The 24955-nt window shown below is 72.3% G+C and carries 18 protein-coding genes; 8 read left to right on the forward strand and 10 right to left on the reverse strand.

Features of this window, described 5'->3' with window-relative positions:
• Window positions 1–36: 36 nt before the first annotated feature.
• From AB0M18_RS19580 to AB0M18_RS19595, 4 genes are all read right to left on the reverse strand, one after another.
• Window positions 37–918: a hypothetical protein gene (locus AB0M18_RS19580; protein WP_365759560.1), complete on the reverse strand. Its 882-nt coding sequence runs from the start codon at window positions 916–918 to the stop codon at window positions 37–39.
• Complete coding sequence (locus AB0M18_RS19585; protein ID WP_365759562.1) at window positions 915–1481, reverse strand: SigE family RNA polymerase sigma factor; 567 nt, start codon at window positions 1479–1481, stop codon at window positions 915–917. The genes AB0M18_RS19580 and AB0M18_RS19585 overlap by 4 nt, the downstream gene beginning before the upstream one ends.
• A gap of 95 nt (window positions 1482–1576) precedes the next feature.
• Complete coding sequence (locus tag AB0M18_RS19590) at window positions 1577–4501, reverse strand: FAD-binding and (Fe-S)-binding domain-containing protein (protein WP_365759564.1); 2925 nt, start codon at window positions 4499–4501, stop codon at window positions 1577–1579.
• A gap of 102 nt (window positions 4502–4603) precedes the next feature.
• Complete coding sequence (locus AB0M18_RS19595) at window positions 4604–5065, reverse strand: MarR family transcriptional regulator (RefSeq protein ID WP_365759565.1); 462 nt, start codon at window positions 5063–5065, stop codon at window positions 4604–4606.
• A gap of 92 nt (window positions 5066–5157) precedes the next feature.
• Between AB0M18_RS19595 and AB0M18_RS19600 the strand changes: the two genes are divergently transcribed.
• Both AB0M18_RS19600 and mltG read left to right on the forward strand, forming a co-directional pair.
• Complete coding sequence (locus tag AB0M18_RS19600; protein ID WP_365759567.1) at window positions 5158–6993, forward strand: ABC transporter ATP-binding protein; 1836 nt, start codon at window positions 5158–5160, stop codon at window positions 6991–6993.
• 293 nt (window positions 6994–7286) lie between these two features.
• Window positions 7287–8162 carry an endolytic transglycosylase MltG gene (gene mltG, locus AB0M18_RS19605; RefSeq protein ID WP_365759569.1) on the forward strand — a complete coding sequence of 292 codons (876 nt, stop codon included), beginning with the start codon at window positions 7287–7289 and terminating at the stop codon, window positions 8160–8162.
• Here mltG and AB0M18_RS19610 read toward each other — a convergent pair.
• The 6 genes from AB0M18_RS19610 to AB0M18_RS19635 form a co-directional block, all read right to left on the reverse strand.
• Window positions 8128–9210, reverse strand: a complete 1083-nt coding sequence (locus AB0M18_RS19610; RefSeq protein ID WP_365759744.1) for an NAD(P)-binding domain-containing protein — start codon at window positions 9208–9210, stop codon at window positions 8128–8130. The genes mltG and AB0M18_RS19610 overlap by 35 nt on opposite strands.
• A gap of 123 nt (window positions 9211–9333) precedes the next feature.
• Window positions 9334–10143 carry a molybdate ABC transporter substrate-binding protein gene (gene modA, locus AB0M18_RS19615; protein WP_365759571.1) on the reverse strand — a complete coding sequence of 270 codons (810 nt, stop codon included), beginning with the start codon at window positions 10141–10143 and terminating at the stop codon, window positions 9334–9336.
• A gap of 162 nt (window positions 10144–10305) precedes the next feature.
• On the reverse strand, window positions 10306–11349 hold the full coding sequence (locus tag AB0M18_RS19620) for a LacI family DNA-binding transcriptional regulator (RefSeq protein ID WP_365759573.1): 1044 nt from the start codon (window positions 11347–11349) through the stop codon (window positions 10306–10308).
• Window positions 11350–11459: 110 nt separating this feature from the next.
• Entirely contained in the window at window positions 11460–12293 is an 834-nt protein-coding gene (locus AB0M18_RS19625; RefSeq protein ID WP_365759575.1) for an ATP-binding cassette domain-containing protein, read from the reverse strand.
• On the reverse strand, window positions 12290–13285 hold the full coding sequence (locus AB0M18_RS19630) for an ABC transporter permease (RefSeq protein ID WP_365759577.1): 996 nt from the start codon (window positions 13283–13285) through the stop codon (window positions 12290–12292). Before AB0M18_RS19630 ends, AB0M18_RS19625 begins: the two co-directional genes overlap by 4 nt.
• Before the next feature lie 115 nt (window positions 13286–13400).
• Window positions 13401–14411, reverse strand: a complete 1011-nt coding sequence (locus AB0M18_RS19635) for a sugar ABC transporter substrate-binding protein (protein ID WP_365759579.1) — start codon at window positions 14409–14411, stop codon at window positions 13401–13403.
• 259 nt (window positions 14412–14670) lie between these two features.
• On the opposite strand from AB0M18_RS19635, the gene AB0M18_RS19640 reads away from it, so the two are divergent.
• The 6 genes from AB0M18_RS19640 (at window position 14671) to AB0M18_RS19665 (ending at window position 24918) form a co-directional block, all read left to right on the forward strand.
• The gene (locus AB0M18_RS19640) at window positions 14671–15642 is read left to right on the forward strand and encodes a carbohydrate kinase (protein WP_365759581.1); all 972 of its coding nucleotides are present in this window, start codon (window positions 14671–14673) and stop codon (window positions 15640–15642) included.
• A 255-nt stretch (window positions 15643–15897) separates the two neighbouring features.
• Entirely contained in the window at window positions 15898–18465 is a 2568-nt protein-coding gene (locus tag AB0M18_RS19645; RefSeq protein WP_365759583.1) for a GH32 C-terminal domain-containing protein, read from the forward strand.
• Between the two features lie 372 nt (window positions 18466–18837).
• Window positions 18838–19512, forward strand: coding sequence for a hypothetical protein (locus AB0M18_RS19650; protein WP_365759585.1), 675 nt, complete (start codon window positions 18838–18840; stop codon window positions 19510–19512).
• Window positions 19509–20027, forward strand: coding sequence for a histidine phosphatase family protein (locus AB0M18_RS19655; RefSeq protein WP_365759587.1), 519 nt, complete (start codon window positions 19509–19511; stop codon window positions 20025–20027). Before AB0M18_RS19650 ends, AB0M18_RS19655 begins: the two co-directional genes overlap by 4 nt.
• A gap of 177 nt (window positions 20028–20204) precedes the next feature.
• Entirely contained in the window at window positions 20205–22061 is a 1857-nt protein-coding gene (locus AB0M18_RS19660; protein ID WP_365759589.1) for an APC family permease, read from the forward strand.
• A 232-nt stretch (window positions 22062–22293) separates the two neighbouring features.
• A complete protein-coding gene (locus AB0M18_RS19665) occupies window positions 22294–24918 on the forward strand; it encodes an RICIN domain-containing protein (protein WP_365759591.1) in 2625 nt (874 codons plus the stop codon).
• Window positions 24919–24955: the final 37 nt, after the last annotated feature.

The raw sequence follows: 24955 nt of genomic DNA on the forward strand, positions 1-24955 counted from the left end.
CCGCTCCCTGATCCGGCCTGATCCGAAAGACACGGCCTAGTCGTCGCCGTGGGGCGCGAAGTCACCGGACACGGCCAGACTTTCGGCCCCGGCGGCCGTTGTAGCCGTCGCCGTGTAGCGGTCGTCCGCCGCGTCCCGTGCGCCACGCCGGTGGTCGTACTGTCCCGCGAACACCCACTCGCCCGCCGGGACCGTACGGCCCTCCTTCAGCACCCACGTGTAGACCAGGAACCCGTCCCGCTCCTCGACCGTGAGGGTGAAGTCCTGCTCCGGCAGCGAGCGCCAGGCACCCGTCGAGGCGACCTGGCCGTTCTGGGCGACCTGGAGCCGCACGGTGAGCGCGGAGAGGGCCGCGGTCGTCTTCAGCGTGACGTTGCTCTGCGCCCAGAACTCGTTGCTGTGCGGGTCCACGGAGCCGTCCGACCACAGCGGGCCGTCCGTGGCGCCGGAGGTTCGGTTCGAGGGCGCGGACGGGGCGGACGGGCCCGGGGCCGGGCCGTTCGAGGGGGGTGCGGCGGTGGTCGGGCCGGGCCGCTGCGCGCCGTCCGTCGGCTCGTCCTCGGGGCCGGTCGTCGGTGTCGCCGGGGAGACGGGCGGGCGGCTCGTCGCCGTCGGTGCGGGTGCGGGGGGCATGGAGACCGTGCTCTGCGGCGTGCGGGGCTCCTCCCGCACCGCGGCGGCGACCGCGAAGCCGCCGACCGTGAGCACGCCCGCGACCGCGGCCGTGACGCCCGCGATCCGCAGCCGCCCGAACGCGGGCCGGGGGGAAGCGGGGCGGCGGGGCGCGCGACCGTCCGCCCCGGCCCGCTCGGCCATGCCGCGCTCGACCCTGGCCAGGATGCGGGCGCGGTCCGGCCGATGCGCCTCGGCCGCCTCGTGCAGCCGGGCACGCAGCTCGTCGTCCACGTCCCGCGTCATCGGTCCCTTCCTCCGGCCTCGCCGCCGCGCGCCATCGCCGCGTGCAGCTGCTGCGGCGCTCCGCGTGTTCCGAGCAGCCGCTGCAGCTCGGCCATCCCCTTCGAGGTCTGGCTCTTCACCGTACCCACCGACACGCCCAGGGCCAGCGCCGTGTCCTTCTCCGAGAGGTCGAAGGCGTGCCGCAGCACCACGCAGGCACGCTTGCGGAAGGGCAGCCTGCGCAGCGCGGCCTGCACGTCGACCACCCCCGCGACGTCCGGGTTCTCGGTCTTCTCCTCGCGCTGCGACCAGAAGAGGGCGATCCGCCGTCGCTCGCGCACCGCGCCGCGGATCCGGGTGCGGGCCAGATTCGCGACCACCCCGCGTGCGTACGCCACCGGATGCTCGGCCGCCCGCACCCGGTCCCAGCGGTGCCACAGCGCGAGCAGCGCGTCCGCCGCCAGGTCGTCGGCGGCGTCCGCCTCGCCCGTCAACAGATGGGCGAGGCGGGCCAGTTCGGCGTAGTGACGCTCGAAGAAGGCATGGAACTCCACGGAGGCGGCGTCGTCGACGTCAGTCCCCACGGTCGGTCTCTCCTCGCTGTGGTCCCCTGGGCGTCGAACAGCCGTACGCAGGGACGAGACCCGGAACTGTACCAACGATTCGTCGGCCCGCGGATTCACGGGCGGGTCGCGCGCTCCAGCGCGATGAGCGCCGAGTAGTACGTGCGGCCCGTCGCCCGGTCCATGCCGACCTCGCACATCCGGTTGGCCGAGAGATGGGCGTCGAAGGGCCGGGCGGTCACCTCGGCGGCCTCCCGCGCGGTGGCCGAGGCCGTCAGTTCCGGATGGAGCATGCCCCGGTCGCCGGCGAAGGCGCAGCAGCCCGCGTCGGCCGGGACGACGACCTCCTCGGCGCAGGCGCCGGCGAGCGCCGTCAGCTTCTCCTCGTCGCCCAGATGCCGCATGGAACACGTCGGGTGGACCACCGCGGACCCGACCCGGTGGCGCACGTCCAGGCGCGGCAGCAGTTCGTCGGCCGCCCACACCGGCGAGTCCACGACGGTGAGTTCGGCGTGCAGTTCGCGGTTGTCGTCGGTGAGGTACGGCACGACCTCGTGCGCGATGCCCAGGGCGCAGGAGGAGGCGTCGACCACCAGCGGCAGCCGGCCCCCGGCGGTCCAGCCCCAGGCGGCCTCCACGATCCGGTTGGCCATCACCTCGTTGCCGCGCTCGTAGCCCTTGGAATGCCAGATGGTGGCGCAGCAGGTGCCCGCCACGTCGTCCGGGATCCACACCGGCCGCCCGGCGCGGGCCGACAGCGCCACCATCGCCTCCGGCAGTGACGGGCCGTCGATTTCCCGCGGATTGCCGAAGATCCGGTTCACGCAGGCCGGGTAGTAGACGGCGACCGCGGCCGGCCGGTGGGTGCGCGGCAGCCGACCGCGCGCCGCCCCGGGGATCTCGGGCAGCCACTCGGGCACCAGGTCGGGCCGCGCCGCCTTGCGCGCCAGGCCCGTCACCGACTCCAGGAACCCGTCGCCCATCCGCGCGGCCGCCGCCACCGCGAGCCGCGCCGAGGCCTCCACGGCCTTGAAGTTCCGCGCCGCCAGCGCCGCGACGCGCTCCTCGCGCGGGGAGTGCCGCTCGTGCCGGAACTCCCTCATCATCGCGCCGGTGTCGATGCCGACCGGGCAGGCGAGACGGCAGGTGGAGTCGCCGGCACAGGTGTCGACCGCGTCGTAGCCGTACGACCCCAACAGGGCGGTCTCGACGGGCGATCCGTCCGACTGCCGCATCATCTCCCGGCGCAGCACGATCCGTTGGCGCGGTGTCGTCGTCAGATCATGGCTGGGGCAGGTGGGTTCGCAGAAGCCGCACTCGATGCACGGGTCCGCGACCCGCTCCACCGTGGGGATCGTCTTCAGGCCGCGCAGATGGGCCTGCGGGTCGCGGTCCAGGACGATCCGCGGGGCGAGCAGTCCGTCCGGGTCGATGACCTCCTTGGTCCGCCACATCAGCTCGGTCGCCTTGGCGCCCCACTCCAGCTCCAGGAACGGCGCGATGTTGCGGCCGGTGGCGTGCTCGGCCTTCAGCGAGCCGTCGAAGCGCTCCACGGTGAGCTTGCAGAAGTCGTCCATGAAGTGCGCGTAGCGCTCGACGTCGGCCGGGTCGCCGGCGTCGAAGGCGAGCAGGAAGTGCAGATTGCCGTGTGCGGCGTGCCCGGCCACGGCTGCGTCGAAGCCGTGGCGGGCCTGTAGGTCGAGGAGCTCCGCGCAGGCCTCGGCGAGCCGCTCCGGCGGCACCGCGAAGTCCTCGGTGATCAGTGTCGTGCCCGACGGGCGGGAGCCGCCGACCGCCGTCACGAAGGCCTTGCGTGCCTTCCAGTACCCGCCGATCGTGCCCGGGTCGCGGGTGAAGGCGTTGTCCACCGAGGCCACCGGCGCGACCGGCGCCAGGTCCGCCAGGACCGCGGCAGCCGCATCCTCGTACGCCCGCAGCCCGGCCTCGTCGGGCGCCCTGAACTCCACGAGCAGCGCGGCGGTCTCCTTCGGCAGCTGCGCCCAGTCGTCCGGCACCCCGGGCACGCTCACGGAGGCGCGCAGGGTGTTGCCGTCCATCAGCTCCACGGCAAGCGCGCCCGCCGCGTTGAAGCGGGGCACGGCGGCCGCGGCGGCCGGCAGCGAGGGGAAGAAGAGGAGCGCCGTGGACACCATCCGGTCCAGGGGGACGGTGTCGAAGACGGTCTCGGCGATGAAGCCGAAGGTGCCCTCGGAGCCCACCATCAGACCGCGCAGGATCTCCACCGGGGTGGCGCCGTCGAGGAAGGCGTCGAGCCGGTAGCCGTTGGTGTTCTTGATCGCGTACTTGGCGCGGATCCGGGCCGTCAGCTCCGGGTCCGCCTCGATCTCCGCCTTCAGGGCGAGCAGCCCGGCGCACAGTCGCGGCTCGGCCCTGGCCAGTTCCTCGTCGGCCGCGGGGTCGGCGGTGTCGACCACGGTGCCGCTCGGCAGCACGAAGGTGAGCGAGGCGAGCGTCCGGTACGCGTTCCGGGTGGTGCCGGCCGTCATGCCGGAGGCGTTGTTGGCGACCACCCCGCCGACCGTGCAGGCGATGGCGCTCGCCGGATCGGGGCCGAGCACCCGGCCGTACGGCGCGAGCGCCGCGTTCGCCCGCACCACGGTCGTGCCGGGCCGGATCCGGGCCCGGGCGCCGCCGTCCAGGACCTCGACGCCCGCCCAGTGCCGGCGCACGTCGACCAGGATGTCCTCGCCCTGCGCCTGTCCGTTGAGGCTGGTCCCGGCGGCCCGGAACACCACCTCGCGGCCCTTGCCGTGCGCGTACGACAGGACGGCCGAGATGTCGTCGAGGTCCTCGGCGACCACCACGACCTGCGGCAGGAAGCGGTAGGGGCTCGCGTCGGAGGCGTACCGCACCAGGTCGGAGACCTTCGAGAGCACCTTCCCGGCGCCGAGGACGGCGATCAGCTCCTCGCGCAGATGCTTCGGGGTGCCGCGGGCCTGGAGGTCCGGCACACGGTCGGGCGCCGCCCGCCGCTTCGTACCGGCTCGCAGCGACTGCGGGTTCGGCTCCCGTACGGGCATGGCCAGCGCTCCCCTCCGGCGCGCGGCGTGCCCGGGGCCAGGCCGCTCCGGTTCCGGGTGCCCGGGCGTCTTCCCCGGTCCCGGGCTCCGGTCGCCCGGGTCTCAGCAGGCCCGCTCCGGACCGCCGTCGACCAGGGCGGACAGCAGACCTCCGAGCACTTCGCGCTGTTCGACGGTCAGTGGGGCAAGGATGTCCTCTGCGGCGGCACGGCGCGCGCTGCGCAGCTCCCTCAGCGTGTCGCGGCCGGTGTCGGTGAGCTCGATCCGGACCACCCGGCGATTGGTCGGATCGGGCACCCGGCGCACCCGGCCGGAGGCCTCCAGGCCGTCCACCAGACTGGTCACCGCGCGCGGGACCACTTCGAGCCGGGCCGCGAGATCGGCCATCCGCGGCGGCTCCTCGTAGTGCGCGACCGTCCGCAGCAGCCGGAACTGCGCCGGGGTGATCCCCACCGGCTCCAGATACCGCTTGTGGTGGCGGTGCAGCCGACGGGTGAGCCGCAGCAGCTGCTCGGCCAGCACACCGTCGGGGTCGGGGGAGTCGGGGAGGGCCGGGGTGTTCATACCGGAACAATATCAGGACCATGTGCATTGTGAGTATAGGTAACAATGAGCTAGGCTCTCATCGCCCCACACCCGAACCCTCGTAGGAGCCCATGCATCCGCACGACGAGTCCACCTGGACGCCCCCCGCCCGTGATCCCGCACAGCCCAAGGAGCCCGCCCAGCTGCGGCGCATCCTCCGGCTCTTCCGTCCCTATCGCGGCCGCCTCGCCGTGGTCGGCCTGCTCGTGGCCGCCTCGTCGCTGGTGTCCGTCGCCTCGCCCTTCCTGCTCCGGGAGATCCTCGACACCGCGATCCCGCAGGGCCGCACCGGGCTGCTCAGCCTGCTCGCCCTCGGCATGATCCTCACCGCCGTGACCTCCGGGGTCTTCGGCGTGCTCCAGACCCTCATCTCCACCACCGTCGGCCAGCGCGTCATGCACGACCTGCGCACCGCGGTCTACGCACAGCTCCAGCGCATGCCGCTGGCCTTCTTCACACGCACCCGCACGGGTGAGGTCCAGTCCCGTATCGCCAACGACATCGGCGGCATGCAGGCCACGGTCACCTCGACCGCCACCTCCCTCGTCTCCAACCTCACCGCCGTCGTCGCCACCGTCGTCGCGATGCTCGCGCTCGACTGGCGGCTCACCCTGGTCTCGCTGCTGCTGCTCCCGCTCTTCGTCTGGATCAGCCGCCGGGTCGGCCGCGAGCGCAAGCGGATCACCACCCGGCGCCAGAAGCAGATGGCCGCCATGGCCGCCACCGTCACCGAGTCGCTGTCCGTCAGCGGCATCCTGCTCGGCCGCACCATGGGCCGCGCCGACTCGCTGACGAAGTCCTTCGCCGAGGAGTCCGAGCGCCTGGTCGACCTCGAAGTGCGCTCCTCCATGGCCGGACGCTGGCGGATGTCGACCATAGGCATCGTCATGGCCGCCATGCCCGCCCTGCTCTACTGGGCGGCCGGTCTCGCCCTCCAGCTCGGCGGCCCCGCGATCTCGCTCGGCACCCTGGTCGCCTTCGTCTCGCTCCAGCAGGGCCTGTTCCGGCCCACCGTGAGCCTGCTGTCCACCGGCGTGCAGATGCAGACCTCGCTCGCCCTCTTCCAGCGCATCTTCGAATACCTCGACCTGCCCGTCGAGATCACCGAACCGGACGCGCCGGTCCGCCTCTCCAAGGTCGCCGGCGAGGTCGCCTTCGACAAGGCCACCTTCCGCTACGAGCCGGAGGGCGAGGGCCGCCCCACCCTCGACGCGATCGACCTCACCGTCCCGGCCGGCGGCAGCCTCGCCGTGGTCGGCCCCACCGGCTCCGGCAAGTCCACCCTCAGCTACCTCGTGCCCCGGCTCTACGACGTGACCGACGGCCGGGTCACCCTCGACGGCGTCGACGTGCGCGACCTCGACTTCGACACCCTCGCCCGCGCCGTCGGCGTGGTCTCCCAGGAGACCTACCTCTTCCACGCCTCCGTCGCGGACAACCTGCGCTTCGCCAAGCCCGACGCCACCGACGAGGAGATAGAGGCCGCCGCCCGCGCCGCCCAGATCCACGACCACATCGCCTCGCTGCCCGACGGCTACGACACCCTGGTCGGCGAGCGCGGCTACCGCTTCTCGGGCGGCGAGAAGCAGCGCCTGGCCATCGCCCGCACCATCCTGCGCGACCCGCCGGTGCTCATCCTCGACGAGGCGACCAGCGCCCTCGACACCCGCACCGAACACGCCGTCCAGCAGGCCATCGACGCGCTCTCGGCCGGCCGCACCACCATCACCATCGCGCACCGCCTGTCCACCGTCCGCGACGCCGACCAGATCGTCGTCCTGGAGGCCGGGCGCATCGCCGAGCGCGGCACCCACGAGGAGCTGATCGCCCTCGACGGGCGGTACGCGGCCCTGGTGCGCCGCGACGAACACACGAACGTGGGAGCGGTTGTTCCCCGGAACGTGTGATCGTCCCCGATTCTGTTGCTCAACTCCCGTACGGCGTCGGATGATTACGGTGCGCAAGCGACGGGCTGCAGACCGCGACTGCGCAGTCCCACAGAAAGCTCTGCACGAGGAGACAGCACCACCATGAACGTGATCACCAACCTGCTCGCCGGCGTCCTCCAGTTCCTGGGCTGGCTCGTCTGACCCGAAGCAGGAGAGAACAGCGGCGCCGTCGGCCCCCGTCCCAGGGACCGGCGGCGCTGCCGCGTGCGCGGGTCCCCGGAATCGGGTACGGGGCGGGTTAGCGTGCGCCCATGACGTACCGGACCTGGCAGCCCGATCCTCGTCGCCGCCGCACCCGGCTCACCGGGCGCGGGAAGCTCGTGCTGCTGCTCGGCGGACTCCTCGCCGTCGCCACGGCCATCACCGTGCCGCTCCTGCTGTTCACCGGCGGCGACGCCCCCGCGCCCCGCCCCGTCCCCGAGAAGCAGCGCACCCTCCTCATCCCCGAGGGCTGGCGCGACGGCGAGGTGTACGCCGCCGTCGACCGTTCCCTCAAGCTCCCCGAAGGCACCGCGCGCAGGACCGCCCAGGCCCCGGCCATCAGGCTCGCCCTGCCGGCCGCCGCCGAAGGCAACCCCGAGGGCTATCTCTTCCCCGCCACCTATCCGGTCGACAAGGCCACCACCGTCGAGGGCCTGCTGCGCTACATGGTCGACACCGCAACCAAGCGCTTCGGCGGCCCGCGCATCGCCGACGGCGCCCGGCGCCACGGGCTGAGCGTGCACCAGATGGTCATCGTCGCCAGCATCGTCCAGGCCGAGGCCGACACCCCCGAGGACATGGGCAGGGTGGCGAGGGTCGTCTACAACCGGCTCGCCCAGGGCATGCCGCTGCAGATGGACTCCACCATCAACTACGCCCTGGGCCGGGACACCGTGGACACGACCCACCAGGACACCCGGGTCGACAGCCCCTACAACACCTACGAGCGGCGCGGCCTGCCCCCGTCACCCATCGGCAACCCGGGCGACCAGGCCATGGGCGCGGCCGTCGCCCCGGCGGAGGGCGACTGGCTCTACTTCGTGACCGTCCGGCACGGCGACACCCGCTTCACCGGCAGCTACGCCGAACACCAGGCGAACGTCGCCGACTTCAACGAGCGGCGACGGGCCGCGGGGCGCTCCTGAGCAGCTGCCGGATGTCGGCGACCGCCGCCCGGCCGGCCCGGTTGGCGCCGATGGTGGACGCGGAGGGACCGTAACCGACGAGATGGATCCGGGGATCGCGGACCGCGCGCGTGCCCTCGACCCGGATGCCGCCGCCCGGCTCGCGCAGCCGCAGCGGCGCGAGGTGGTCGATCACGGCCCGGAAGCCGGTCGCCCACAGGATCACGTCCGCGTCCACGGTCCGCCCGTCGTCCCAGGCCACCCCGGTCGGCGTGATCCGGTCGAACATGGGCAGCCGGTCCAGGACGCCCCGGGCGCGGGCGTCGCGGATCGCGTCGTTGAGGGGAAGGCCGGTGACCGACACGACGCTGCGCGGCGGCAGCCGCTGCCGTACCCGCTCCTCCACCAGCGCGACCGCGGCCCGGCCCTCGACCTCGCCGAACGGGCCCTCGCGGAAGACCGGCTCGCTCCGGGTCACCCAGGTCGTCGCGGCGGCGACGTCGGCGATCTCCATCAGATGCTGGGTGCCGGACGCGCCGCCGCCGACCACGATCACCCGCTGCCCGGCGAAGGCCTGCGGCCCCGGGTACCGGGCGGTGTGCAACTGGCGCCCCCGGAAGGTCTCCTGCCCGGGATAGCGGGGCCAGAACGGCCGGTCCCAGGTGCCGGTCGCGTTGATCAGTGAGCGGGTGGCGTACGTGCCCTCCGAGGTCTCCACGAGCAGCCGACCGTCCTCGCCCGCCGACTCGCGGACGGCGGTGACGTCCACCGGGCGGTGCACGCGCAGGTCGAAGGTCTCCTCGTACGCGGTGAAGTACTCCCCGATCACCTCCGAGGACGGCCGCGCCGGGTCCGCGCCGGTCAGCTCCATGCCGGGCAGCGCGTGCATCCCGTGCACCTTGCCGTACGTGAGCGAGGGCCAGCGGAACTGCCAGGCGCCGCCCGGCCGCGGGGCGTGGTCGAGGACCACGAAGTCCCGGTCGGGCTCGAAGCCGGTGCGCCGCAGGTGGAAGGCGGCGGAGAGACCGGCCTGCCCGGCACCGATGACCACGACGTCGACGTCGCGCACCGCGCCCGCCGGCGTCGTCCCGTCCACCTCGTGCACCTCGTGCACCCCGAAATCGTTCACGATTCCGCCAACCGTGGGCGGGTCCGGGATCTTCCCGCCCCCGCCCACGCCGCTTCCGGGCGGTTACGGCTTCTGGAAGCCGGCGTCCTGGAGGATCTTCTGGCCCTCGGGCGAGGACAGCCAGGCGACGAACGCGGCCGCGGCCTCGGTGTTCTCGGAGTCCTTCAGCGTGGCGGCCGGGTACTGGGCGACGGCGTTCTGGCCGTCGGGGATGTCGACGGCGTCGACCTTGTCGGCGGCGCTTTCGGCGTCCGTCCTGTAGACGAGACCGGCGTCGGCCTCGCCGAGTTCGATCTTGCTCAGGACGGCGCGCACGTTGGGCTCCTGCGAGACCGGCTTCACCGTGAGGTTCTGCTTGTCGAGGATCTGCTTGCTGTACTTGCCGGCGGGCACCTCGGGAGCCGCGAGGACGATCTTGAGCCCGGTGTCGGCGAGGTCCTTCAGCTCGTCGACCTGGTGCGGGTTGCCTTCGCCGGTGGCGATGACCAGGCGGTTCCTGGCGATGATCGCGGGGGTGCCGGTGTCCGCCCTCACCTTGTCCATGCTCTTGGTGTCGGCGGTGACCAGGACGTCGGCGGGCGAGCCCTGCGAGACCTGGGCGACGAGTTCCTGCGAGCCGGCGAAGGAGAAGGTGAGCTTCGTGCCGGGGTGGGCCTGCTCGTAGGCCGCGCCCGCCGTCTTGAACACGTCGGTGAGGGAGGCGGCCGCGAGGACGGTGAGGTGCGCCTCGGGCGCGGCGCTCCCGGAGCCGGAGGCCGTCTCCGCGCCGGCGTCCTTCCTGCTGTCGTCGCTCGACGAGCAGGCCGCGAGCGGCACGAGCAGCGCGGCGGTGAGGGCGGCGACAGCGGCCCGGCCGATGATATAGGACTGCATATGCGACACCGTAGGTCGGAATCCTGCTCATCTGCAATAAAGTCGTGGGACTCTCCATGGCGAATGCGAGGTTTGCCGTAGGAACGGACGAGGGCGGCCGCGCGGCGGTCTCAGCCCTCGGACAAAAGGGGGGACGGGAAGCGGTGCGCGCCGTTCCGGAGCTCAGCGCCCGGCCGGGGCCTGCTCGGTGGGGTGCGGGAGCAGTTCGCTGGAGCCGCGGACCACCAGACGGGTGGGGACCATGACGGTCCGGGCGCGGGTGCGGTCGCCGTCCAGGCGGGCGAGGGCGGTTCGGGCGGCCGCCGCGCCGATGGCCGCCGGGTCCTGGGCCACGACGGTCAGGGCGGGGTCGAGGACTTCGGCGAGCGGGAGGTCGTCGAAGCCGACCAGGGCGATGTCCTTGCGCCCGGCGCGGGTGAGCTGGGCGATGACCCCCAGGGCCATGATGTTGTTCGCCGCGAACAGGGCGGTGGGGGGATGGGGCAGGTCGAGCAGGGCGGTGGTCTCGGCGGCGGCCCCGTCCTGGCTGTGGGCGCCGGTCACCAGGGTTCGGTCGTAGGGCAGGCCGGCCTCGGCGAGCGCCTCGCGGTAGCCGGCGAGGCGCTCGCGCCGGGTGTAGAGCCTGGCGGGCAGGTCTCCGATGAAGCCGATCCGACGGTGGCCGCGGGCGATGAGGTGGGTGACGCCCTCGTGGACGCCGGCCTGGTTGGAGCTGACCACGCAGTCGGCGGACAGGCCGACTCCGGGCCGGTCGAGGAACACCACCGGCAGGCCGGCCGCGCGCGGTGCCTTGAGATGGCTGTGATCGGCTCCGAACGCGGGGACGACCATCAGCATGCTCACGCGCCGGGCGAGGAAGGTCTGGATCAACGCCCGTTCCCGGTCCGGGTCTTCGGCCGAGGAACCCATGAGCAGGGTGAGCCCTCGGCTGCGTACGGCGTCCTCGATGGCGCCGGCGACGGTTCCGAAGAAGGGGTTGCCGAGGTCGGGCACGACCAGGCCGACGGTGGTGTCGGGTCCGCCGACGCGGATGTTGCGGGCCATCAGGTTCGGCTGGAAGCCGAGCTTCGCGACCGCGGCCAGCACGCGTTCCCGGGTCTCCGGGGAACTGGGCCCGTCCTCGTTGAGCACCCGGGACACCGTCTTGGCGCTGACGCCCACTTCCCTGGCGACATCGGCCAGAGTGGGGCGGCGGTTCGTGGCCATCTTCCACCGTTCCTGTGCGTTCGTCGGGCCCGGCCCTTGCCCGGGGCCGGGCCCGCTGTTCTGGCTGTGCGGCGCCCCTGCGGTCGGCGCGGTGTCGTCCGCGCGGCCACTCAGTGGGCGGACACGCCTGCCGCCTGGGCGGCATCCGCGTCGGCTACGACCGTACCTCCCTCGTCGTTCACCCTGAGTGCCCCGGTCATGATGGCGACGACCTCGGCCATGGAGTGGTCGGACGGCTTGATCAGCGCCTCGCGTCGGCCGAGCCGGTGGATGTGGATGCGGTCGGCGATCTCGAAGACATGCGGCATGTTGTGGCTGATCAGGACCACGGGCATGCCCTTGTCGCGGACCCGGCGGATCAGGTCGAGGACCTGCCCCGACTCCTTGACGCCCAGGGCGGCGGTGGGCTCGTCCATGACGACGACACTCGTGGCCCAGGCGACGGACCGCGCGACCGCCACGGCCTGGCGCTGACCGCCGGACAGTGTCTCCACCGGCTGCGTCAGGGACCGAAGACCGATCTTGAGGTCGGCCATGTGGGCCGCGGCCTCCTGGCGCATGCGCCTCTTGTCGAGCATGCGCAGCGCGCTGCCGAGGAAGCCGGGCCGGCGCAGCTCGCGTCCGAGGAACATGTTGGAGGCGATGTCCATGGAGGCGGCGACGGCGAGGTCCTGGTAGACGGTCTCGATGCCGTGCTGCCGCGCGCTCTGCGGCCCGCTGAACCTGATGGGTTCGCCGTTGAGCCGGATCTCGCCCTCGTCGGGGGTGAGCGCACCGGTGAGGGCCTTGATCAGGCTCGTCTTGCCGGCGCCGTTGTCGCCGATGACGGCGAGGACCTCGCCGGGCAGCAGGTCGAAGTCGGCGCCGTCGATGGCGGTGACATGGCCGTAGCGCTTGACCAGGCCGCGGGCCTGGAGCACGGGCGTGACATCGGCGGTGCTCATCCTGCCTTCTTCCGGGAGATCTGGTCGACGGTCACGGCCAGGATCACCAGCACGCCGGTGATCAGGGTCTGGTAGATGGAGGCGACGCCCATCAGCTGGAGGCCGTTGCGGAACACACCGACGATGAGGACGCCGATGAAGGTGCCGAGGACGGCTCCCCGGCCGCCGAAGAGGCTGGTGCCGCCGAGGACGACGGCGGTGATGCTGTCCAGGTTGTCGGTCTGGCCGGCCTGCGGGTCGCCGACGCCGGTGCGCGAGACCATGAGCAGTGCGGCGATTCCGTAGACGAGTCCGGCCAGGGTGTAGATCCCCACGGTCAGCCGGGAGGTGCGGATGCCGTTGAGGCGGGCGGCCTCGGGGCTGTTGCCCAGGGCGTAGACGTGCCGGCCCCAGGACGTGCCGCTCAGCGCGTAGGCGAAGAGCAGGAACAGGGCGATGGTGACGAGCGAGCCGTAGGTGATGTCGGTGTTGCCGAGCGGGAACGTCTCGCCGAGGGCGGTCAGCGGCGCCGGCAGGTTGGTGATCGTCTGCTCGTCCGAGTAGATGTGGGTCAGGGCGAACGCCACGTTCAGCATGCCGAGGGTGACGATGAACGGCGGGAGCGGGATCAGCCGCACCAGCAGGCCGTTGGCCAGGCCGAAGCCCGCGCACACGGCCAGGCCGAGAGCGATCGCGGCGAGCGGTGGCAGGCCGCCCTGGGCGGCCGTCTTGGCGATGACGATGCTGCCGAACGCCATGACGGCGCCGCAGGAGAGGTCGATGCCGGCGGTGAGGATGATCAGGGTCTGGCCGATGGCCAGCGTGCCCACGACCATCACCTGCTGGACGATCAGCGAGAAGTTGCCGCCGGAGAGGAACCGCTCGGTCGTCAGGGAGAAGAAGACGCAGGCCAGCAGGAGGGCGACGAGCGGCCCCGTGGTCGGTGTGGCGAGCAGCCGGCGGACCGTGGTCGGCCCCTTCAGCTGGTCGTAGGGGAGGGTTGTGGCAGTCATGGTGGTCCTTGCCGGTGTCGATGGGCGGCGGAGCGGGGTTCGTCAGGGGTACGAGCCGGGGGCCGCGTGCCGGGGGAGGCGTTCCGGGTTCCGCGGCACGCCCCGGCGCCGGGGCTCAGCCCCAGCACTTCTCCAGGCCGTACTCGGTGCCCTTGGCGTCGACCCCGGGCTTGGCGGCGTCGGTGATGAGCGTGACGCCGGTGTCGGTGTAGCCGGAGGCCTTCTTGCCGCCCTTGGCGAAGTCGGCGACCGCCTTGACGCCCTGGGACGCCATCTCCAGCGGGTACTGCTGCGAGGTCGCCGCGATCTTGCCGTCCCTCACCGCGTACGTGCCCGTGCAGCCGCCGTCGACGGAGACGACCAGCACCTTCTTCTCCAGGCCCTTCGCCTTCAGCGCGGTGTACGCGCCCAGCGCGGCCGGCTCGTTGATCGTGTAGACGACGTTGATGTCGGGTGACTTCTGGAGACAGTTCTCCATCGCCGTCTGGCCCTTGGCCTGGTCGCCGCCGGTGTCCTGCCGGCACACGACGGCCGGGTCGTCCTCCGCGACGCCGAAGCCCTTGAGGAACCCCTGGTGGCGCTGCACACCCACGGCCACGCCGGGTGCGAGGTCCAGGGTGGCGATCTTCGCCTCCTTGCCGGCCATGGCGGCCTTGGCGTACCGGCCGATGAGCTCGCCCGCCTTGACGTTGTCGGTGGCGAAGAGGGCGTCCGTGGCGTCCTGCGGCTCGGTCGGGCTGTCGAGCGCGATGACGAGGACGCCCTTGGCGCGTGCCTTCTCCAGGGCGGGGACGATCGCCTTGGAGTCGTTGGGCGTGATGAGGATGCCCTTCACCCCGGAGTTGACCATGTTCTCGATCGCGGTGACCTGACCCGCGTTGTCGCCGTCGAACTTCCCGGCCGCACTGACGAGTTCGACGCCGTTGTCCTTCGCGGCCCGCTCGGCGCCCTCCTTCATCTTCACGAAGAACGGGTTCGTGTCGGTCTTGGTGATCAGCCCGACCCTGGTTCCGCCGCCGGATCCGCCCTGCGCACCGGAGCCGCAGGCCGTCAGGGTCAGCGCCGAGACGGCGGTGAGAGCGGTGAATCCGACGGAGGCGCGGATGGTGCGGTTTCTGCGAAGCATGCTGAACTCCTGCTGGACGAGGACGGAACGGCCCTGCCGGACGGGCCGGCGGTGATGTCATCGTTGACTCATGTCATCGTTGACACCGGCTTGTGGAGGATGATGAACTCCGTCACCCGGAAACGTCAATGCCTTGGCGCCGTCACACATCGGCAACCTCGTCCGCATCCGCTCACATCGAGAGCAGGGCTCTCCGTGAGCCTCCTCAAGGCCCCTGCACACGCAGCCCTTCGCGCTGCCCACCTGGAGAGATCGAGTCATGCGCCTGCCTCTGGTCACCGTCCTCGGAGAATGCGTCGCGGACGCCTTCACCGTCCCCGCGCCCCCGCAGGGCGAGCTCGCCCTGCGGGTCCTGCCGGGCGGCGGTCCGGCGAACACGGCCGTGGCGCTCGCCCGGCTCGGCACACCCGCCCGCTTCCTGGCCCGGCTGTCCGACGACGTCTTCGGGCGTCTGTTCCGCGGTCACCTGGAGGCCTCGGGGGTCGATCTCACGGCTGCCGTACGCGCACCCGAACCCAGCACCCTGGCCGTCGCCGAGCTCGACGGACGGGGCCAGGCCGCGTACTCCTTCCACGCCCAGGGCACCGCGGACTGGCAGTGGACGGCGGACGAGCTCGCCGCGGCGGACCTCGCCTCCACGGCCTGCCTGCACTCGGGCTCCCTGGCCCTGGTGCGCGAGCCCGGCGGGACGATCGTGGAGGCCTTCCTCGCCCGTGCCTCCGCCGCGGCCACGATCTGCGTCGACCCGAACGTCCGGCCGCTGCTCGTGGCGCCGGAGGTCTACCGCGAACGCCTGCCGCACTGGTGCGCGTTCGCGGACATCCTCCGGCTGAGCGAGGACGACCTGGAGCTGCTGCTGCCCGGGTACACGGTCGAGCGAGCCTGCGACGCCTGGCACGCGGCGGGCGTCCCTCTCGTCGTGATCACCCGGGGAGAGCGCGGCGCGGTCGCCTCGCTGAACGGCGAGCGGGTCGCCGTACCGGCACCTCCGGCCGATGTGGTCGACACCGTCGGCGCCGGCGACTCCTTCACCGCGGGGCTGTTGCACCACCTCGGTGCCAGGGGGCTCCTCGGTGGGCGGCTGACGGAACTGCGGGTCGACGACGTCCTCGACGCCTGTACGTTCGCCTCCCGGGTGGCGGCGCTGACCTGCGGCGTCGTCGGGCCGAACCCGCCGTGGGCCGGGCAGCTGCGGCTGCCGGCGATCGCCGCCGGACGCACCGCCGGCTGAAGCGGCGGCTGAACCGGAGGCGCACGGTCGGCTGAGCCGGCCGCCCGGACGAACTCGGCCCAGGCCATTGACGTGTCGCCCGGAGGCCGCCCATCATCACTCCCCAGCGGATGTCATCGCTGTCACATGTCATCGATGACATTCCTGTTCCCGGGTCGACCCCACCGCCCGGCACTGCGCATCCCCCCGGCGTCGTACCACCGCAGCGGACGCGGACGCGGACACGATGCCGCCGCCCCCAGTGCAGGAGAAACCATGAGCCGAGTCCCCGTACACCGTCGTGTCCCGCCGCGCCTCGTCGCCGCCGGCGCCGCGGCCGCGACCTGCGTCGCGCTCACCCTCACCGCCGTCGCCCCGAGGGCGGCGGCGGAGGACAGCCCGGCGTACACCGAGACGTACCGCCCCCAGTTCCACTTCAGCCCCACGAAGAACTGGATGAACGACCCCAACGGACTGGTGTGGTTCAAAGGCGAGTACCACCTCTTCTACCAGTACAACCCGAACGGCGACACCTGGGGCGACATGTCCTGGGGCCACGCCGTCAGCAAGGACCTGGTGCACTGGCAGGAACTCCCGCTCGCGATACCGCACGACGACCAGGAGATGGTCTTCTCCGGCAGCGCCGTCGTCGACCACGCCAACACCACGGGGTTCGGGACCAAGGGCGACCCCGCCATGGTGGCCGTCTACACCAGCCACTCCAAGGACGGCGGCAAGCAGGCCCAGTCCCTGGCATACAGCACCGACCGCGGCCGCACCTGGACCAAGTACGCCGGGAACCCCGTACTCGACATCGGGTCGAAGGAATTCCGCGACCCCAAGGTCCAGTGGTACGCGCCCACCAGGAGCTGGCTGATGACGGTGTCGCTGTCCACCGAGCACAAGGTCCGGTTCTACTCCTCCAAGGACCTCAAGAACTGGACGCATCTGAGCGACTTCGGCCCGCAGAACGCGGTGGGCGGCGTCTGGGAGTGCCCCGACCTCTTCCCGCTGCCCGTCGACGGCGACCCCAAGCGCGTCAAATGGGTACTCGTCGTCAACATCAACCCCGGTGGCATCGCCGGTGGTTCGGCCGCCCAGTACTTCGTCGGCGACTTCGACGGCACGCGCTTCACGCCCGACGACGACGGCTCCTACACGCCCCCGCCCGGCGTGACCGTGCAGGACTTCGAAGGGGCCGACTACGGCACCTGGCGGACGACCGGCACCGCCTTCGGCGACGGGCCGGTCCCCGCGCCGGCGCCCGGGACGTCGGGCACGAGCGGCTTCGAGGGCAAGGGACTCGTCGACAGCTTCCACACCGGCGACACCGAGACCGGCACCCTCACCTCGCCGCCCTTCACCGTCGACAGCGCGTACCTCAACTTCAAGGTGGCAGGCGGCCGTCACCCGCACGTCCCCGGATCGGTGACGGGCGACTCGCCCGCACCCACGGGAGAGGTACTCGCCGACTTCGAGCAGGACACGTACGGCTCCTGGACCACCACGGGCACCGCCTTCGGCCACGGCCCGGCAGCCGGCACCCTCCCCGGGCAGAATCCCGTCTCCGGCCACGCCGGCGGCGGCCTGGTGAACAGCTTCGTCGACGGCGACGCGACCACGGGCACCCTCACCTCGCCCGAGTTCACGCTCACCGCGAAGTACGTCAACCTCCTCATCGGCGGCGGCCACCACCCCTCCGGATCCGACGCGCCCACCGCCGTCCGGCTCGTCGTCGACGGCAAGACCGTGCGCAGCGCCACCGGCTCCGACTCGGAAGAGCTCAACTGGGCCTCCTGGGACGTCGGCGATCTCTCGGGCAGGACCGCACACATCGAGGTCGTCGACCGGAACACCGGCGGCTGGGGGCACATCCTGCTCGACCAGGTGATGCTGTCCGACACCCCGGCACGGCCCCGCTCGACCGAGACGACGGTCAATCTCCTCGTCGACGGCGAGGTCGTCCAGAGCGAGACCGGCACGGACAGCGGCAGCCTGGACTGGGCGTCCTTCGACCTCCGCGCCCACCAGGGCAGGCAAGCCGTCGTCCAGATCGTCGACATGAACCGGGGTGGCTGGGGCCATGTCCTGGCCGACCACTTCGTCGCCGCCGACCGGCCGGCGATCCCCAGCGTCCGGCGGGCCTCCTGGCTCGACCACGGCAAGGACTACTACGCCGCCGTCTCCTGGGAGGGCAGCCCGGACGGCCGGCGCCGCATGATCGGCTGGATGAACAACTGGCAGTACGGCAACGGCATTCCGACCTCCCCCTGGCGCAGCGCCCAGAGCATCCCGCGCGAGATGGCCCTGCGCACCGTGAACGGCCGGCTCCGGCTCACGCAGCAGCCGGTGTCCACGGTGGAGTCGCTGTACGGCGGAACCCCGATCGTCGTGCGCGACGTGAACGTCGCGGAGGGCACCGCGCCGCTGGCCGGGGGCCACGCCGACGGCAAGGCGCTCGACATCCGGGCCACGTTCTCCCTCGGTGACGCCGAGCGTTTCGGGTTCACGGTCCGCACGGGCGAGGGGCAGGAGACCGTCGTCGGCTACGACACCGGGACCCAGGAGCTGTACGTCGACCGGACACGGTCGGGTGCCGTGGACTTCCACGACGACTTCCCCGGCGTCCAGCGCGCCCCGCTGACGGCCCGGAACGGCAAGGTCGAGCTCCGGATCCTGGTCGACTGGTCCTCGGTCGAGGTGTTCGGCGGCGACGGCGAGGCCGTGATCACGGACCAGATCTTCCCGAGCCCCGACAGCGACGGCGTCCAGATCTTCGCGGAAGGCGGCTCCGCCCGCCTCGACGGCGCCGAGGTCTGGCAGGTGCGGTCGTACCGCGACTGACCACCCGCGCGGGGCGGCGCTCCAGCCGCTGATCGAGGAGAAGGAGTCCGTGCCCCCGTTCCTGAGACCGCTCGGCGCCGGTTGTCGCGCGGTCCAGAGGCGCGGGACACTGGAGGCGTCCGGCGAGGGGCCGGCCTTGACCGCACCCGAGGGTGCTGACGGCCTCTGCGTGATCCCGGCATCGGGCGGTACGGAGGTGTGGGTGATGTCCCGGAGCACTGTCACCGTTCGGGCGGCCAGCGGATCGGACCATCGGCTCACCGGGCGTCCCGGCTCCGAGGCGGCGTTCTCGTGAGGGTGGCCGACAGCCGGGTTCACCGACTCGTGGACGTGCCACCGGCAGGCCGTGGCCTTCTGCGGCTGCGTGTGCACGTGCCCGGGGCCGGGGCCGACGGCATCGTCGGGATGACGGCGGTGCGGACGCTGCTGATCGGTGATGTGCTCCTGCGGGCCGTCGAGACGGAAGGACGCCAGGTCCTGCACGACTGCCTACCGCGGCCGCAGTCCTCCGATGCGCTCGGCCGTGTCCTGTCCGACTTCTCCATCCACCCGCCCAGCGGATTCACCGGCCCGGCCGACGCCCACGTCGTCGCCGGCGCGCACCGGGACGGCGAGCGCGGCGTGTGGATCGAGGTGGGCCCCGTACGACCGGACACCACCTGGGCAGGCCCGGGCCCGGGCCCGGGCCCGGGCCCGGGCGCGGATGCGGATGCGGATCCACCGGCGGTCCGGCTCGCGCTGCTCGGCAAGCCGTACGCTCAGCCGCTCACCTTCACGGCTCGCGAGGTCGAGGACGCGGGCCGGACCCTGGGCCGGTGGCGGGCGTCGGTCGCACGGTGGGCACGATCGCCGTCCCGGCCCGTCCCGGAGGAGATCCTCCAGGGCGCGGCCCGCGCGATCGGCGACAACCTCGACACCCCCGCCCTGCTCGGCGTCCTCCACGAGGTCGAGGGCTCGTCCGGCGTGCCGGACGGTGCGCGATTCGAGACGTTCGCCCATGTCGACCGGGTCCTCGGGCTTGATCTCACACGTGAGGTGGGCAGGTGACGGCCCGGCTGATCGTGCTGCGGCACGCCAAGTCGGCATGGCCCGAGGGAGTGCCCGATCCCGAGCGCCCGTTGGCCGGCCGGGGAAGACGCGACGCTCCCGCGGCCGGGCGGTGGCTGCGCGAGGCGGGACACGCGCCGGACCTCGTGCTCTGCTCGACCGCGCTGCGCACCCGCCAGACCTGGGACCTGGTCTCGCAGGAACTCCAGGGTGCACCACGGGTGTTGTTCGAGCTCCGGTTGTACGCGGCGGGGGCCCGTCGGCTACGCGGCGTCCTGCGGGAGGTGCCCGAGGAACGCAGGTGCGTGCTGCTGATCGGCCACCAGCCCGGCGTACAGGACCTGGTGCTGTCGCTCGCGGGCGGCGGTGACGACGAAGCCCGCACCCGCGTCCGGGGCAGGTTCCCTACGTGCGCGATCGCGGTCCTCACCGTGCCGGGACGATGGTCCGAACTCGCCGAGGACTCCGCTCTGCTGGACGAATTCACCATCCCCCGGGGGCCGGTCGAGGGGTGAAAGACGGCCGCGCGCGGCGGCGCGCGCGGTGAGCCGACGGACAGTCCGTCCTCCGGGGTCCGCGTCAAGAAGCCGTCAGGAGCGGGACGTGCGGCGCAAGGAACGCGCCAGGACCGGCAGACACGTTCCTGCCGGGGGCCGACGCTGGTCGGAGTCCCGTCCGAAGGAGTCCCCGACATGACCGCACTGGCCGCTTCGAGCACCGAGAAGGACGCGGTGGCCGGCGCCGAAGAGCCCCCTGATACCGGGGCGCGGCACAAGCTGACCGCCGTCACCGGCCTGGCCGCGCTCTCGCTGGACGCGATGGCGTCCGTCGCGTACGGGCCCGAGGCGATCGTCCTGGTGCTGGCCGCGGCCGGTGGCCACGGGCTCGGGTTCACGCTGCCGGTCACCCTTGCCATCGCCGGTCTGCTCGCGGTGCTTGTCGCCTCGTACCGGCAGGTCATCGCGGCGTTCCCGGACGGCGGCGGGTCCTACGCCGTTGCCAGGACGCACCTCGGCCGCCGCACCGGCCTGGTGGCCGCCGCCTCCCTGGTCCTGGACTACGTGCTCAATGTCGCCGTCGCGGTCACCGCCGGCGTCGCCGCCCTGACCTCCGCCTTCCCGGGTCTGTACGACAGCCGGCTGATCATCTGTCTCGGCGTCCTGGTGCTCGTCACGGCCGTGAATCTGCGGGGCATCGTCGACTCGGCCCGCGCGTTCATCGTCCCGACGGCCGTCTTCGTCGGCGCGATCCTCGTCCTGATCGTCGTCGGGCTCCTCCGCGACGCGCCGGCATCGACCGAGGCCTCGGTCGGGCACGCCTCCGTCCTGGCGGAGAACGCCACCACCGTCGGCGCGCTCCTTCTCCTGAAGGCCTTCGCTTCCGGATGCTCGGCGCTCACCGGGGTCGAGGCCATCGCCAACGCGGTGCCGTCCTTCCGCGCCCCGGCCGCCCGGCGGGCCATGCGCGCCGAGGTCGCCCTCGGCGCGCTGCTCGGCGTGATGCTGATCGGTCTGGCGGTGCTGATCTCGCGTTTCGGCCTGCGGCCGGTCGAGGGCGTCACCGTCCTCGCCCAGCTCGCCGACGCGTCGCTCGGCCACAACTGGGCGTTCTACGTCGTGCAGTTCGCGACCATGGTGCTGCTGGCCCTCTCCGCGAACACCTCGTTCGGCGGGCTGCCCGTCCTGTTGAAGCTGTTGGCGCGTGACAACTATGTGCCGCACGTCTTCGGGCTCAAGGCCGACCGCCAGGTGCACCGGCACGGCGTCGTCTGGCTCGCGCTCGTGTCCGCCGCACTGCTCGTCTTCTCGGGCGGCGACACGAACACCCTCGTACCGCTCTTCGCGATCGGCGTCTTCGTCGGCTTCACGATCGCCCAGACGGGCATGGTCCTGCACTGGCGCACGGAGCGCGGAACCGGGTGGGCGGGGAAGGCTCTGCTCAACGGAGCCGGGGCAGTGCTGACCGGTGTCTCCGCGGTCGTCGTCACCGCCACGAAACTCCACGACGGCGCCTGGCTGATCGTGATCGCCCTGCCGCTGCTCGTCGCCGTGTTCGAGGCCGTCCACCGGGCGTACGGGAGGATCGGCGAGCGCCTGGGCGTCGGCCGGATTCCCGAACCACCGCACCGCCAGCGCTCGTTGGTCCTGGTGCCGGTCTCGTCGCTCACCCGGCTCACCAGCGAGGCCCTCACCGCGGCCGTCTCCCTCGGCGACGAGGTCCGTGCGGTCACGGTCTGCCACTCGGACGCCGAGGACCTGGCGGCCGGCGAGGCCCTGGAGCGGGACTGGGCACTGTGGAACCCCGGCGTACCTCTCGTCCGGCTCTCCTCCGCGCGGCGCTCCCTCGGCAGGCCCGTCTCCGCGTACGTACGAGTACTGCGCGAGACCGAGCCCGACACGCGGGTCACCGTGCTCGTACCCGAGGCGGAGCCGGAGCGCCTCTGGCAGCGGCTGCTGCAGAACCAGCGCGGTGCGGTGGTCGCACACGCCGTACGGCGGGATACGGACGCCGTGGTCTGCCGGCTGAGGTTCCGGCTCGGGGCCCGCTAGACGGGCACGACGCATCGGGCGGACCGGATGCGTCGGACGGACGAGCGGACAGAGGGATGCGAGCGAGAGCGGGCGGCGTCCTGCCGCGCCGGAAGAGGTAACCGGAAGAAGTAAAAAGCCGCCCGCACCCGGCAACCTTTCGCGCGCCTGCGGCCACTGGGAAGCGTGTCCGGCCGTTCCGTGTCCGGACCCGCCTTTCTTCGTGAACCGTTCGCAAGGAGAACGTCTACCCATGAGCAACCGCACACACGGTCGGCCCCGCGGGCGTCACCGCCGCCGCTGGAGCGCCACCGCCCTGCTGCTCGGAGTGCCCGCCGCCGTCGTGCCGTACCTCCTGTTCACCCAGGAGGACTCGCAGGCCGCGACGGTCGACGGCAGTGCGTACTACCGGCTGGTCTCCGTGCGCAGCGGCAAGGTGCTGGACGTCAACGGCTTCTCCACCGCCGACGGCACCCGTATCCAGCAGTGGACCGACCAGAACACCGCCAACCAGCAGTGGCGGCTGAGGCCCACCGGCGACGGCTACTACGAGCTGGTGAACCGCAACAGCGGCAAGGTGCTGGGCATAGCGGGCGATTCGACCGTGCAGGCGGCCGCCGCCGAGCAGCAGACCGACAGCTCCTCCGCCTCCCAGGAGTGGCGGATCGACGACGTCAGCGGTTCCGACGCCGTCACCTTCACCTCCCGCAGGAGCGGCCTGGTCCTGGACGTCCGGGGAGGGGCCACGGCCGACGGCGCGGCGGTCATCCAGTACGGCGGTCATGGCAGCACCAACCAGCAGTGGAAGCTGGTGAAGACGGCGGAGGCCCCGGCCACCGGGACCGGGCCGTACGCGTGGAGGAACGCCCAGGTGGTGGGCGGCGGTTACGTCACCGGTCTGGTGTTCAACCCCCGGGAGCGGGGTCTGCTGTACGCGCGCACCGACATGGGCGGCGCCTACCGCTGGGACACCGCGGCCGAGCAGTGGATCCCGCTGACGGACTGGATCGGCGAGAAGGACTGGAACCTGCTGGGCATCGACGCGGTGGCCACCGACCCCGTCGCACCCGACCGGCTCTACCTCGCGGCCGGCACCTACACCAACGCGTGGGCCGGCAACGGCGCGATCCTGCGCTCCACCGACCGGGGCCGCACTTTCCAGCGCACCGATCTGCCCTTCAAGCTGGGCGGCAACGAGGACGGCCGCGGGGCAGGTGAGCGGCTGGTGATCGACCCCTCGGACAACCGCACCCTGCTGCTCGGCACCCGGAAGAACGGCCTGTGGCGCAGCACGGACAGCGGTGCGACGTGGCGGCAGGTCTCCTCGTTCCCGGTCAAGGACGGGGCGAGCAGCGGTGCGGGCATCTCCTTCGTGACGTACGGTCCGGCCGGCAGCAGGACGATCTACGTCGGCGTCGCCGACCGGTCGACCTCCCTGTACCGCTCCACCGACGGCGGCAGCACCTGGCAGGCCGTCTCCGGCCGGCCGACCGGCCGGCTGCCGCAGCACGGCGTCCTGTCCGGTGACGGCTCGCTGTACCTGACGTACACCGACAACCTCGGACCCAACGGCGTGACGGCGGGCTCGGTGTGGAAGTACACGCCGGCCGGCGGGGCGTGGAAGAACGTCTCCCCGTCCCAGGGCGGCCACGGGTTCTCCGGTCTGGCCGTCGACCCGCAGAAGCCGTCCACGGTGATGGTCACCACCCTCGACCGCTGGTGGCCCGAGGACGAGATCTACCGCACCACCGACGGCGGCACGACCTGGAAGGCACTGGCGGACACGTCGGTGCGGAACGCCTCCGCCGCTCCCTACGTCGGCACCCACACCGGGCACTGGATGACCGCCCTGGCCATCGACCCCTTCGACTCCGGGCACGTGCTGTACGGCACCGGCAACGGCATCTGGCGCAGCAAGGACGCCGACGCCACCGACGGCGGCGGCACCAGCCACTGGACCGTCGGGGCGCGGGGCCTTGAGGAGACCGCGCTGATGGACGCGATCGCCCCGCCCGGCGGCGCCACCGTCATCACCGCCATGGGCGACCAGGGCGGATTCCGCCACGACGACCTGAACAAGGTCCCGGCCGGGCGACTGAGCAACCCGATGATGGCCAACAGCACGGACATCGACTTCGCCCAGTCCAACCCCTCGATGATGGTCCGCGTCGGCCGGGGCGGCGCGCAGGACGGCGCCTACTCCACCGACGGCGGCATCAGCTGGAAGGGCTTCAGCGCGGAGCCGGTGGCCGGGGCCCAGGACGGCCGCGTCGCACTCGCGGCCGACGGCTCGACCATCGTCTGGACCGAGGCCGGTCAGGCCCCGTACCGCTCGACCGACAAGGGGGCGAGCTGGTCGAGGGTCGGCGGACTGGGCACCGACGCGGTCGTCGTCGCCGACCGTTCCTCGGCCGGGACCTTCTACTCGCTGAGCGGCGGCACGCTCTACGCCAGCACGGACGGCGGCGCGACCTTCACCGCCCGCGCGTCCGGTCTGCCCTCCGGCCGGCTCACGGCCGTCCCCGGCATCGCCGGGGACCTGTGGATCGCCGACGGCGGGAAGGGGCTGCTGCACTCCACCGACGGCGGCCGCAGCTTCACCACGCTCACCACGGTGAAGTCCGCCTCCGCCCTCGGCTTCGGCAAGGCGGCGCCCGGTGCCTCCTACCAGGCCCTGTACCTGATCGGCACGGTCAAGGACGTCGCCGGGGTCTTCCGCTCCACCGACAAGGGCGCCACCTGGCTCCGCGTCAACGACGACGCCCACCAGTGGGGCAGCATCGGTGGCGTCGGCGTCATCACCGGCGACCCGGACACCTTCGGGCGGGTCTACATCGGCACCAACGGACGCGGTCTCCAGTACGGCGACCCCTCCTGACCCCTCCTGACCCCTCCCGACCCCGACGCCGGAGCGG

It is taken from the genome of Streptomyces sp. NPDC051909 (genome assembly GCF_040681095.1).
In the GTDB taxonomy this organism is placed as follows: Bacteria; Actinomycetota; Actinomycetes; order Streptomycetales; family Streptomycetaceae; genus Streptomyces.